The sequence below is a fragment of the Methylocystis iwaonis genome (assembly GCF_027925385.1).
In the GTDB taxonomy this organism is placed as follows: domain Bacteria; phylum Pseudomonadota; class Alphaproteobacteria; order Rhizobiales; family Beijerinckiaceae; genus Methylocystis; species Methylocystis iwaonis.
Window position 1 is genome coordinate 3,199,977 of sequence record NZ_AP027142.1, and the last position, 12,335, is coordinate 3,212,311.

Sequence of the window (12,335 nt, forward strand, 5' to 3'; positions counted from 1 at the left end):
CGGAACAAGGGCCTCAGTGCGGGACACAGGCGCCTTCGCCCGAGGTGACGATGCGGAGCCAATGCTTCCTAAAACTCTCGACCTGGTTCGACGCCCCGATGTTCGCGCGTTTTGCAATCGTCGGCGTGACATGCGCCTTATTAAACAACGCTTTGCTAATTTACTTCGTGATGCTGGGGCTCATGCCGATCGGTGCAGCGCTGGCGACCGTGCCACCAAGTCTCATGATCGGCTACGCTCTTCAGGCCGGTTTTGTGTTCCGCGAGCGCCCGACCTGGGCCGCCTTCCTGCGCTACTGCATCGCGATGCTCTCCAATCAGCCTCGCCCTAATCTATGTGTTTTGTCACATCCTCAGGCTACCAATTTACATCGCGGGGCCGGCCATGACGGCAATGCTGTCACTCTGGAATCTGATAGCGACCCGATGGGCGATCGAATCCGAAGGTAGTTCGCCGGAAGCCCCACGGTTGCCGGAAGTGGAAAGATGATCTCCCCTCGGCGCATTGCCATCGTCTGCGACGCGGTCATGCCGTGGAACAAGGGCGGGCGCGAAATGATCCTGCATCAGATATGCCGAAGGCTCCGTCGCGCGGACCAGGAAGTGCATATCTACACGATGAACTGGTGGGGCGGTCCTGCAATCATTGAAAGAGAGGGAGTTTATTTCCACGGGCTTTGCAAATTCAGACCGCTTTACAGGGGCGATCGCCGCTCGACCGCGCAAGCGCTGTTCTTCGCGTTTTCCGTATTCAAACTCCTTTTCGAGCCCTTCGACGTGCTCCACGTCGATCACATGCCCTTCTTCCCACTCTATAGCGCCCGGATCGTCGCCTGGCTCAGAGGAAGACGGATGACAGCCATATGGCATGAGGTCTGGGGACGTGATTATTGGTTCAAATATATGCGCGGCCCAGCCGGCGCGATCGGCTATCTGACGGAACGAATATCCTTCTCGCTCCCTGACGCTATCGCTTCTGATTGCGAACTCACGACGGCGCGCTTACGCGCGAATGGCGCGACCTGTCAGATCGAGACCGTGCCTCTCGGCGTAGACGCTAAGGCGATTGCGGCAGTTGGTCATGCAGAAGAGCAAAGCGACGTCATTTATGTCGGCAGACTTATCAGCCATAAGGGCGTCGACCTGCTTGTTCGAGCCATCTCGAGACTCGAGGCCGAACGGCCGAATATTCGCGTTCTGATTATCGGAACAGGCCCCGAAGAAAAACGCCTGATTCAAATGACCGCGTCGCTCGGCCTATCGAAGAATATTCTTTTTCTCGGCCAAATCGACGCAAACGAACGAGTCTTCGCATTGATGAAGTCATCAAGCGTTCTAGCCCTTCCCTCACGGCGCGAAGGATTCGGGCTCGTGGCGCTAGAGGCCAACGCCGCCGGCATTCCCGTGGTGACCCTGCGTCATCCGGACAACGCGGCGCAGGCGCTGATCCGTGAGGCGTCAACGGCTTCCTGGCTGATGAATCGGAGGACGACCTTGCGGCCAAGATCGGCCTTGCGCTGTCTCGTAAAGAGGCGCTTCGCCCTCTCGAGGGCCTCGAGGCATATGATTGGGAAATCGTAGCCAGGCGTCTCGAGCGGCTTTGGCTGCCAAAGGAACAGCCGAGCGCGTCAGGAAAATGAAGGAAAAGCCGAAACCGGCGAACGACGCCGCCTCAGGCGTCCTGTACGCCAGCTTCTAGTTTGGTTGCCTATCATGAACATGGAACTTGGTAAGAAAGACATCGTCCGTGACCGGGTTTTCCCCACGCACCGGGCGCCTCTTGCACTTCGTCACGCGCTGATTGCCTGCGCCGCGTCGATCATTGCCGTCTCTTCGGCCGCTTATGTCGCGGTCACGCTCTATCCGCTTCGACCCGCCGCCGCGTTAGCGGAATATTTTTTCCGCGCCCAGGATGCTTTTTGGCTTGTGGCGATCGCCGTTTTCCTGGCCGCTTGCAGCGTTTTGCGTTTTCCGATGGTTTTCTCGGCCGCGCTCCCCAACAGGATTTCCCCCGGCCTCGTTGCGCTCGCGCTCGCCGCCTTGGTCTTCCTTTGCGGCGCCATCGGCGCGCAGCTCGTCTTCGACGGCTACCATCTTGCTCGAGACGAGGCTCTCGCGGAATTCGACGCCGTGATTTTTCGCACCGGTCGATTGATCGCGCCGGTCGCGCCGGAGTGGCGCCCCTTCTCGCAAGCGCTCGCCCCGCGTTTCATGCTTCCGATCGCGGAGCAGATGGGTTTTTCCTCCCAATATCTCCCCGGCAACGCGCTGCTTCGCGCTGTCGTCGGCTTATGGGCCGATCCCAACCTCACGAGCCCGATATTGCTGGCGATCGCCGTCCTTTCCGCCTATGGCGTCGCGCGACGGCTCTGGCCCGACCGCCGCGACGCCGCCATTATCGCGCCGCTGATGATCGCCACCTCGTCGCAGACGCTCGTCACCGCCATGACAAGCTATGCGATGACCGCCCATTTGGCGCTCAATCTCTTGTGGCTCTGGCTCTTTCTCAGAAACGACAAAATCGGACATGCGGGCGCCATTCTCGTCGGCGCGCTCGCCTGCGGCCTGCACCAGGTCGTTTTTCATCCCCTCTTCGCCGCGCCCTTCATCCTTCGCTTGTGGTGGAAAAAGCGACGCGTTCTGGCGGTGGTCTATGGCGTCAGCTATGCGGTCATCTGCCTGTTCTGGATGCGCTATTTTCAGATCGCCCTGGAGCTCCAGGGCATGACTGCGGAAACTGCGCGTGGCGCGGGGCTTCTCGATTTCATCGATCGCGCGGTGGAGCAGATCCTCACCGGCGAGAAGAATAGCTTCGCCATCATGCTGATGAACATTTTGCGCTTCGTCGGCTGGCAAAACCCGCTTCTTCTGCCTCTGGCGCTCCTCGCCTATGGCCAGATACGCCAGGGAACGGGCATTGCGCGCGAGCTGGCCGCCGGGGTCGCGCTGACGCTTTACGCGATGATGATTATCATGACCTATCAGGGCCATGGCTGGGGGTACCGTTATTTACACGGGCTGATCGGCAATCTGGCGCTGCTCGCGGCCTATGGCTGGGTCGGCGTTACGGCGCAGGCAAGCGCCGCGCAAATGGCGGCTTGCCGATCGATCGTCGCCATTTCGAGCGCCTTTGCCGCATTCCTCCTTTTCCCCGCGCATGCAAAGCAGGCGCACGACTTTGCGGCCCCCTACGCCAGAGCCAGCGCCGCCATCGCGCGCGCCCCAACGGATCTCGTCATTCTCGACGGGAGCGACCTCCTCTTCAGCGAGGATCTCGTCCGCAACGATCCGTTTCTGCGCAACAGGCCGATCGTGCTCGGCCTCACCCTGATGGACGAGACCGATCTCGTAAGGCTCTGCCAAAGGCATAGCGTCTCCCTCTTCGATGCGTCGCAAGGGCGCAGATATGGGATACGGCCGGACCCTGGCAGTCAGGTCGCCGCCGAGGGCGACCTTCGCGCGAAACTGCGGGCTGCCGAAGAGCAGCGCCGTATGAAATTGCGAGCGACAATGGCAGGGGCGCCCTGCGCGACGCCGCGTTCCACAGGCCCGTAAAGTCTTTGCTGCAGGATACTGAAGCTCGAGCGCTTGTTATACGAGTTCGGCTTGATTGGTTCACCGCCGTCATTGCGAGGAGGCGGAGCCGACGAAGCAATCCAGGGGCCAGATCGCGGCCCCTGGATTGCTTTGCTTCGCTCGCAATGACGGGCGCTGAGCAAAATCAGCGCCTTTGCTGCTCTGGATTCCGGTCGAGCTTTCGGCAATCCGAGCAGTTTAAACGGAAATGGCATTACGAGCGCACACGGAGCGAAAAACTGCCGCCCTGGGTATATTATGTCCATGGCGCAGCTTGAAATTCCGGCCTCCACCTGCTTGGGGAGGCATAGCCGAAACGGCTCTCGCGGCGCGTTCAAGGGATTAGCGAGGGCTTGGCGGTTTCTCGCGGCGACGGGAGTTGCGGCACATGTTATCCGCGTTGAGTGAGTGGCTGTTTGGCGCGTCCGGGCTCGCGCCCCACGGCTATTGCCTGCTTTGGGAACCCGAGCTGATTTGGCTTTATGCGATTTCCGACACAGCCATCGCGGTCGCTTATTTTTCCATCCCCATGGCGCTCGGCATTATCGGAAGAAGGCGCCGCGATCTCATCTTTCCTCCGATGCTGTGGCTGTTCGCCGCTTTCATCATGCTTTGCGGCACCACCCATTGGCTCGATCTGGCCACGCTTTGGACGCCGCTCTACGGCATTCAGGGCGTCGTCAAGGCTGCGACGGCGCTGGCCTCGATTTCCACGGCGATCGTGCTGTGGTGGAAGCTGCCGGATTTTCTCTCCCTCCCGTCGATCGCCCAATTACGCGACGCCAACGCCGCCCTGCGCGAGAGCGAGGAACGCCTGGCGCATGCGCAGAAGATGGAGGCGATCGGGCAATTGACGGGCGGCATCGCGCATGACTTCAACAATATGCTTCAGGTGATCGTGGGGTCGATCAGCGTCATCGAACACCAGATCGAGATCGGGCGCGCCCAAGACATCAAGCCTGCCGTCGCCGCCATACAAAAAGCCGCGAACAACGCCTCGAGCCTCATCAACAGATTGCTCGCCTTCTCGCTGCGCCAGACGTTGACGCCGCGCGTCATCGAGCCCGGCAGGCTCGTCGCCGAAATGGAAGAGTTGCTGCGTCGGACTCTGGGGCCCGAAATCGAGCTGCAGCTACGCCTGGCGCCGGCGCGCTGGAACGTCGCCTGCGACCCTTCGCAGCTCGAGAGCGCTCTGCTGAATCTCGCCATCAATGCGCGCGACGCCATGCCCGAAGGCGGCGCGCTTCAAATCGCCACGGCGGATCGGGAGCTGATCGCCGACCCGGACACCCCCGGCGCGCAGCCGGGAAACTACGTCGAGATCGCGGTGACCGACAGCGGCGAGGGCATGACCCGTGAGGTCCTGAGCCGGGTGTTCGAACCTTTCTTCACGACCAAGCCGACGGGCAAAGGCACGGGCCTCGGCTTGTCCCAGATATATGGTTTCGTCAAACAATCCGGCGGATTCGTGCGGATCGAGAGCCATCCTGGCGGGGGAACGCGCGTGAGGATTTATCTTCCCGGCCGCGGGCCCGTAAAGGATTGCGTCGCCGCTGAAGATCGCCCCCGCATCGAAGCAGCGGCTTTGTCCGAGTCGACCCATCGTGGAAAAGCTCTCGTCGTCGAGGACCAGGCGGAGGTGCGCGCGCAAATCGCCGAGGCGGTCGCCCGAATGGGCTTTACCGTCGTCGAAGCCAGCGAGGGCCTGGCCGGACTGAAGGAATTGGAGTCCGACGCGCCGCTGGACCTGCTGATCACCGACGTTTGCCTGCCGGGCGTGAACGGCCGCCAGCTCGCCGAAACCGCTCAATCCAAGCGGCCGGAGCTACCGGTGCTGCTGATTACGGGCTATGCGGGGAATTCGTTGGAGACGTTGCGGCTCGCGCCAAATATGCAAATCCTGCGCAAGCCGTTCCTTCTGGACGAATTGACCGCCAGGGTCCGCGCGATGGCGGGAAACGCCGCTTCGTAAATGAGACAGGCGCCTTCGCGCTTGCGCTCGAAGGTTCAAAATTCGATGCGCAACGCCCCAAGGAAAGTGCTCGGCGCGCCAGTGAGAGGACGTTCGTCCTTCCGCGCTCCAGGGTAGCCGGTCGAAAACAAGGGACGTTTGTGCTCTGTTGGGATAGGGGCTGTGGCCAGACATCTGGCTCCGGGGCTTTATTTGTACGCGCGCTTTATCGCATAAATGATTGCAAATCCGGAGCAGATTGGGAAATGATTGGGACCTCCGGTTATCTTTCTGGATCGGGAGGTATCCATGACTATTCACGATTTTATGCAGGAATATGGAACCGCCGCAGACCTGTTGATTAAACTTGCCACGCCCGCGATCGGCTTATATTTGTCAATAATATTAGCTAAAAGCGGCATTCTTACAGATAAGAAGAAGGCGGCAAACCAGGAATTAATAAAGCAAAAGCTTGTTTTATATAAAGAAGTAGCGCCGGAAGTAAACGCTATATTTTGTTATATATTTTTCCTTGGCAACTGGAGAACGCTCACTCCTAGTGATGTTTTAGAAAAAAAGCGGGCATGCGATAAGCAAATGCATATATATCGCCCGTTATTCGACGAGGCGCTATTCGTAGCTTATCAGAAATTCATCGAAGCATGTTTTAGGGAATTCAACGGGTTCGGAAAACCCGCAACTATACGACTGAAACTGGCGACAGCCCAAGGATACTGGTTAAGCGAATGGGATAGCAACTGGGCGCGATTCTTTTCAAACGAGGAAGCGCCAGATGCAGAGCTGTCCACCCACTACGAACAATTCATGAGGCAGTTTGCAAAGGAGCTGGGTGCTGAAGGGGCAGAATGGAACCGTCCCAACCAGATTGGGAGAGTACGTCCCGCGCCCCCAATAATCGAGCCGCAGCATGAGGCATCCGAAAAGAAAGCCAATAGGCTCCCAGATCAGTTGGCCGACGAGACTCTGTTTGAACATGACAACGCTGTTTGGAGAGTTAAGCGCTTCCTTCGTAAAAGTGATTTCAAGGAGGGAATGTGGGTGCGGCTAGATTACGGCCCCGGCAACAAAAGCCCTGAAGTCGCGCGAGTGCTGAGCATCGGCGCCTCTGAATGGGGGGATCGCTATGATCTGCAAATTAGGGTTGCAAGATCAGAGTCGCCCACAGAGGAGCGGAACCTGCTCTTTAGTGATGGGGCATTCGAAGAGGTTGAGAAGGTTGAAGATTAGAATTAGATTTGAGGGCGCGCGCCCATGGCGTTCCTATAGGTCCCATTACGGAATGGCACGGTAAAGTCCGCGTCTGGCGTCCGGCGGACCGTATTTCCGATCCTCATACGAGATCCGCTGGATCGCTTCGATGTACATTCCCGACGCTCGCGCCGTTTGGACACACAGGAAACCCCTGCCGTCATTGCGAGGAGGCGGAGCCGACGAAGCAATCCAGAGCCGCATCGCTGCCCTGGATTGCTTCGCTTCGCTCGCAATGACGGGCTCTGGGTAAAACCAGCGCATTTGTGGCTCTGGATTCCCGGTCGGGCTTTCAGCCAGCGGGGAATGACACCGAACCAAGCAAGCGGACTCGTATCATAAGCCGCGTCGCGCCGGGCTTCACAGATCTCAGCCGCGATCTTGCTGTCGACGACCCCTCTTAAGCGGTCGCCGGCTTCGCGGCCTCGCCAGCCCAACCGTCGCTCGGCATCGCGGTCGATAATTTCATCGCTGACGGTGCGCTTGTTAGTGGTGGGCGATGCAGGGATTGAACCTGCGACCCCTCCCGTGTGAAGGGAGTGCTCTCCCGCTGAGCTAATCGCCCGTCGCGTCGGACGCGAGGAACCCTCCTGTAAGAGAGGGCGGGGCGTTCCGTCAAGTGCGCGTGAAGGCGGAAGGCGGGAGAATCGACTCCGCCGCCGCCCAAAGCTCGTCGAAATGCGAGATCACCCGGTCGGGCGCGAGCTCGGTCACGGGGATCTCCGTATAGCCGAAATCGACCGCCACCACCGGCGCCCCCGCGCCTTTGGCGGTGTCGATGTCGGTCTTGGAGTCGCCCACCATCACCGCCCGCGCCGGATCCCCGCCCGCCGTTTGAATGGTCAGCTCCAAAGTGCGCGGGTCGGGCTTGTGCATGGGGAAGGTGCCGCGCCCGCAGATCGCCGCGAAACGATCGGCGGCCCCGAGCTTCTCCAACAGCAGCCGGGCCATCCGCTCGGGCTTGTTGGTGCAGACCGCGAGCGTGAAGCCGGCGTCCCCGAAGCGATCGAGCGCCGCCAGCGCGCCGGGAAACAGGCGGCTCTCATCGGCGATATGGGCCTCGTAATGGGCCAGGAACTCGACGACCAGCGGCTCCACCCGCTCCGGCGGCAGCGGCGCGCCGCTGAGGGCGAAGCCGCGCTCGATCAACGCCCGCGCCCCCGCCCCCACGATGCTGCGCGCCGACGCGGGCGGCGCCATCGGCAAGCCCTCCCGGGCCAGCAGCACATTGAGGGTGGCGATGAGATCATGGGCGGTGTCCGCCAAAGTGCCGTCGAGATCGAAGACGAGAATGGGCGCGCGCTGGGTCATGCGCCTGGGCCTAAAGGGCGCGCGCCCGCCGATCAAGCGCCGCCGCCCGATTTTCGCGCCGAAAGGCGGCGTGTAGACTGCGCGCAACCGATTCGCGACAGGAGAGAAGGAATGCGTCTTTCGCAATTTTTCGGTGGCCGGGGACGCCGTTTGCGCGCCGCATCGCTCGCCCTCGGGCCGCTCCTGGCGACGGGCGCTGCGCTCGCGGCCGGAAACTACGAATTTCTCGCCGCCCCGCAGACCGACCTCAACCGCGTCTTCCGGCTCGACAAGGCGACGGGCGAAATCGGCGCCTGCCAATATGGCCTGAAGGAAGGCACCGCGATCGGCGTCACTTTATGCTATCCGCCGGGCGAAGGCGCCAAGGCCGGAACCTTCAGCGAATATGCGCTCGTCGCCTCGCGCCATACGGGCGAAGGCGGCGTCTTCCGCGTCGATCTGCGCTCGGGCATGATGTCGATCTGCTTCGTGCTCAACGAAAGCTCGGTCGTCTGCACGCCCCAGGCAAAGTGAGAGAGCCGGCGAACATGAAGCCTCTGGCGCAGGCGACGGCGGTTGAGTTCGCGAGCGTTCGCTTCGTTCTCACGGACATGGACGAGACGCTGACCTATCGCGGCCGCCTCCACGCCGATACCTATTCGGCGCTGGAGCGGTTGCGCGACGCCGGCGTGACGGTCATCCCGGTGACTGGCGCTCCGGCGGGCTGGTGCGATCAGATGGCGCGCATGTGGCCCGTCGACGGCGTCATCGGCGAGAACGGCGGGTTCTTTTTCCAGCGCGATCCCAGCGGGCACGACATAGCGCGGACATTTTGGCATCCGGACGCGGCGCGCGCGGAGGTCGCCGCCCGTTTGCAGGCGATTGCCGAGGCCGTGCAAGGCGCCCTTCCGCAGGCGCGGCTCGCGCAAGACCAGCCATTCCGACTGACGAGCGTCGCCTTTGCGCGGCCGGACGACCCCGTTCTTTGCGGCAAAATTCTTTCCGCGCTGAAGGAGGCCGGCGCGGATGCGACGGTCAACAACCTCTGGATTCTCGGCTGGATCGGCGGCTATGACAAGCTCGCAATGGCCCGTCGCGTCCTCGCCGAAACATTCAGCCTCAACATCGACGACGATCGCGACGCAGTGCTCTATTCCGGCGACTCGACGAATGACGCGCCCATGTTCGCCTTCTTCCGTCACACCGTCGGCGTCAGCACGGTCCGCGACTATCTGTCGGAAATCTCGACGCCTCCCGCCTGGATCACGCAAGGCCCCGGCGGCGCCGGCTTCGTCGAAATCGCCGACGCGGTGATACAGGCAAAAAAAACGCGGTAGAGCGGAAGCGGCGGCGGGCCGCCCGGGCGATTGCGACCGCGACGATTGATTTTGCGTCCGCAAGCTCCTATTCGCGGGTTTCGCCGCCTCTCCCGCGGCGCGGGATCACACCATGTCGCCCTTTTCCGCTGACGCCATGAAGCGCGCCGCCGCCGAGGCGGCGCTTCAATCGGTCACCCACGGCATGCGCCTTGGGCTCGGCACCGGCTCCACAGCCGCGCATTTCGTCGATCTGCTCGGCGCCCGTGTGCGCCAGGGGCTTGAGGTGGTCGGCGTGCCGACCTCCGAGCGCACGCGCCTCCAGGCCGAGGGGCTCGGCATCACGCTCTCGACGCTCGATGAAACGCCGGAGCTCGACCTCACGATCGACGGCGCCGACGAGTTCGACGCATCGCTGCGGCTGATCAAAGGCGGCGGCGGCGCTTTGCTGCGCGAAAAGATTGTCGCGGCGGCCTCCAAGCGCATGTTCGTCATCGCCGACGCCACGAAGGAGGTCGAGACGCTCGGCGCCTTTCCCCTGCCCGTCGAGATTGACCGTTTCGGCGCGCGCTCGACGAGGCTGCATATCGAGCGCGTCGCGCGCGGCTTGGGGCTGGAGGGTCCGATCACGCTGCGCATGAGCGCGCCGGACGCGCCCTATCTCACCGACGGCGGCCATTATATCTACGACTGCGCCTTCGGGGCGATCGATGCGCCCGAGACGCTCGCCGAGCGGCTGCGGGCCATTCCCGGCGTCGTGGACCACGGCCTCTTCATCGGCCTCGCCACGGCGATCTTCGTCGCCGGCAAGGATGGCGTGCGCATCGTCGGCGACGTGACAGGCGGCGCGCTATGAGCGGCTTCGATTACGATCTCATCGTCATCGGCGCGGGCTCGGGCGGCGTGCGCGCCGCGCGCGTGGCGGCGAGCCATGGCGCCAAGGTCGCCATCGCCGAGGAATTCCGCGTCGGCGGCACCTGCGTCATCCGCGGCTGCGTGCCCAAGAAGCTCTATGTGCTCGCGAGCCGCTTCAAGGACGAGTTCGAGGACGCCAAGGGCTTCGGCTGGCATGTGGGCGACGCCTCTTTCGACTGGCCGACGCTCGTCGCCGCGAAAGAGAAGGAGATCACCCGCCTCTCCGGCCTCTACGAGCAGACGCTCGGCAATGCGAAAGTAGAGTTGATCCGCGCCCGCGCGACCATCGCGGGCCCGAACGCCGTGCATTTCTCCGACGGGCGCACGGCAAGCGCGCGCTACATCCTCATCGCGACGGGCGGCGCGCCGGTGCTGGCGCCGCATATTCCCGGCCTCGAATGGGGCCTCTCGTCGAATGAAATCTTCGACCTTCCGACTTTCCCGCAGCGGCTGCTGATCGTCGGCGGCGGCTATATCGCCGTCGAATTCGCGAGCGTCTTCGCGCGGCTCGGCGCGCAGGTCTATCTCGCCTATCGCGCCGATCTCCCTTTACGCGGCTTCGACGAAGACTTGCGCAAGCGCGTCGCCGAGGCGCTGACGTCGGCAGGCGTTGCGCATCACGCCGGCGCGCTGCCGACGCGCATCGACAAATGCGCCAAGGGCTACGCCGTCTCCATGAGCGACGGCGAGACGCGCGAGGTCGACGCCGTGCTGGTCGCCACCGGCCGCCGGCCGCTCACGCAACATCTCGGATTGGAGCGCGCGGGCGTGGCGACGCGCGAGAATGGCGCGATCATCGTCGACGCGCAGTCGCGCACAAACGTGCCGTCCATCTATGCGGTGGGCGACGTGACGGACCGCATCAATCTGACTCCGGTGGCGATCCGCGAGGGCCATGCTTTCGCGGACACCGTCTTCGGCGATCTGCCCACCTCGGTGAACTACGACAATGTGGCGAGCGCCGTTTTCACCACGCCCGAAGTGGGCGCGGTCGGGCTGACGGAGGCTGCCGCCCAAGAGAAATACGCGGCGCTCGATATTTACGAGACGAGCTTCCGCCCGATGCGCGCGACGCTCTCCGGCCGCTCCGAGCGCATCTATATGAAGCTCATCGTCGAGGCCGAAGGCCAGCGCGTCGTCGGCGCGCATATTTTCGGCCCCGAGGCGGGAGAGATGGCGCAGCTCCTCGCCATTCCCCTCAACATGGGCGCGACCAAGCGCGACTTCGACGCGACCATGGCCGTGCATCCGACGGCTGCCGAAGAGCTGGTGACGATGCGGGCGCCGGCGCGGAAGATCAGGCGCGAGGGTTAGCGGGAGCTGCCAGCGCCTTATTCTTACGGGACCGCGAGCCTTCAGGCTCGCATTGCGGGGCGAGCCTGAAGGCTCGCGGTCCAGAGGCGCCCATGCTTTCTCGCGCTCTCCCCTTCTCTCGCTTGCGGGCGAAGCTGGCCCTCGCGTCAGCGAGGTTCGGATGAGGGCCTATCTCGCCCGCTCATTTTATCCCCACCCTCCAAAGCGCCCCTATACTCGCTCCCGCCTCGCCAACTTGCGGGGGCGTCGTCAGGGTCGGCGGCGCCGGCGGGGTCGGTTAAGCGCGGGACGCGACCCTCGTTCCGTGCGGGACTCCGGCGCCGCCCGCCGGGCCTCTCCTCCGTGGGGAGATTGCGCGGGAGAAATCCCACGCAAAGGCTGGGCATAGTTTTCGCGCCCGCAACACGCGGCCCGAGTACCGAAAGGGAAAGGGCCGGCGGGCCGAAGGCGGCGCATGTCGAGGCCCTTGCGACGCGCCCAAAGGCTGCAAAGCCTTTGGGAAAGAAGCAGGCGCCGTCTGGCGGCTGCGCCGGACGGAGGAACCGCCACAAGATGGCGCTACTTCGGCCCGGAAAGGTGCGCGCGAATAAAGACCGCAGCCGGGACGTTCTGGTTCCGATGCGCTTATTCTTTCACGCTACCGGCCGAACGGGGCCGGGGCGTCCCGGCTTCCTGTATCGCCTCGCGTCGGACACGGCGGCGGGA

10 protein-coding genes and 1 tRNA gene are annotated in these 12,335 nt (G+C 62.8%); 9 read left to right on the forward strand and 2 right to left on the reverse strand.

Translation table 11 applies throughout. The features are described 5' to 3' along the window. Positions 1–98: 98 nt before the first annotated feature. From QMG84_RS15325 to QMG84_RS15345, 5 genes are all read left to right on the forward strand, one after another. Positions 99–449 carry a GtrA family protein gene (locus QMG84_RS15325; RefSeq protein WP_281928945.1) on the forward strand — a complete coding sequence of 117 codons (351 nt, stop codon included), beginning with the start codon at positions 99–101 and terminating at the stop codon, positions 447–449. 36 nt (positions 450–485) lie between these two features. Next, on the forward strand, positions 486–1,580 hold the full coding sequence (locus QMG84_RS15330; RefSeq protein ID WP_281928947.1) for a glycosyltransferase family 4 protein: 1,095 nt from the start codon (positions 486–488) through the stop codon (positions 1,578–1,580). 132 nt (positions 1,581–1,712) lie between these two features. Then, complete coding sequence (locus QMG84_RS15335; RefSeq protein WP_281928949.1) at positions 1,713–3,554, forward strand: hypothetical protein; 1,842 nt, start codon at positions 1,713–1,715, stop codon at positions 3,552–3,554. 409 nt (positions 3,555–3,963) lie between these two features. Beyond that, on the forward strand, positions 3,964–5,547 hold the full coding sequence (locus QMG84_RS15340; RefSeq protein ID WP_281928950.1) for an ATP-binding protein: 1,584 nt from the start codon (positions 3,964–3,966) through the stop codon (positions 5,545–5,547). Positions 5,548–5,835: 288 nt separating this feature from the next. Next, a complete protein-coding gene (locus tag QMG84_RS15345; RefSeq protein ID WP_281928952.1) occupies positions 5,836–6,774 on the forward strand; it encodes a hypothetical protein in 939 nt (312 codons plus the stop codon). Positions 6,775–7,285: 511 nt separating this feature from the next. Here the strand turns inward: QMG84_RS15345 and QMG84_RS15350 are convergent. Both QMG84_RS15350 and QMG84_RS15355 read right to left on the reverse strand, forming a co-directional pair. Continuing rightward, positions 7,286–7,360 (reverse strand) — tRNA-Val (locus QMG84_RS15350). Between the two features lie 50 nt (positions 7,361–7,410). Continuing rightward, positions 7,411–8,106, reverse strand: a complete 696-nt coding sequence (locus tag QMG84_RS15355) for an HAD family hydrolase (protein ID WP_281928954.1) — start codon at positions 8,104–8,106, stop codon at positions 7,411–7,413. Between the two features lie 111 nt (positions 8,107–8,217). Here QMG84_RS15355 and QMG84_RS15360 point away from each other — a divergent pair, with 111 nt between their 5' ends. From QMG84_RS15360 to gor, 4 genes are all read left to right on the forward strand, one after another. After that, on the forward strand, positions 8,218–8,619 hold the full coding sequence (locus tag QMG84_RS15360; RefSeq protein ID WP_202072100.1) for a hypothetical protein: 402 nt from the start codon (positions 8,218–8,220) through the stop codon (positions 8,617–8,619). Positions 8,620–8,633: 14 nt separating this feature from the next. Next, on the forward strand, positions 8,634–9,422 hold the full coding sequence (locus tag QMG84_RS15365; protein WP_281928955.1) for an HAD-IIB family hydrolase: 789 nt from the start codon (positions 8,634–8,636) through the stop codon (positions 9,420–9,422). A 112-nt stretch (positions 9,423–9,534) separates the two neighbouring features. Beyond that, a complete protein-coding gene (gene rpiA / locus QMG84_RS15370) occupies positions 9,535–10,257 on the forward strand; it encodes a ribose-5-phosphate isomerase RpiA (RefSeq protein ID WP_281928957.1) in 723 nt (240 codons plus the stop codon). Beyond that, a complete protein-coding gene (gene gor, locus QMG84_RS15375; protein ID WP_281928959.1) occupies positions 10,254–11,630 on the forward strand; it encodes a glutathione-disulfide reductase in 1,377 nt (458 codons plus the stop codon). Before rpiA ends, gor begins: the two co-directional genes overlap by 4 nt. Positions 11,631–12,335 lie beyond the last annotated feature (705 nt).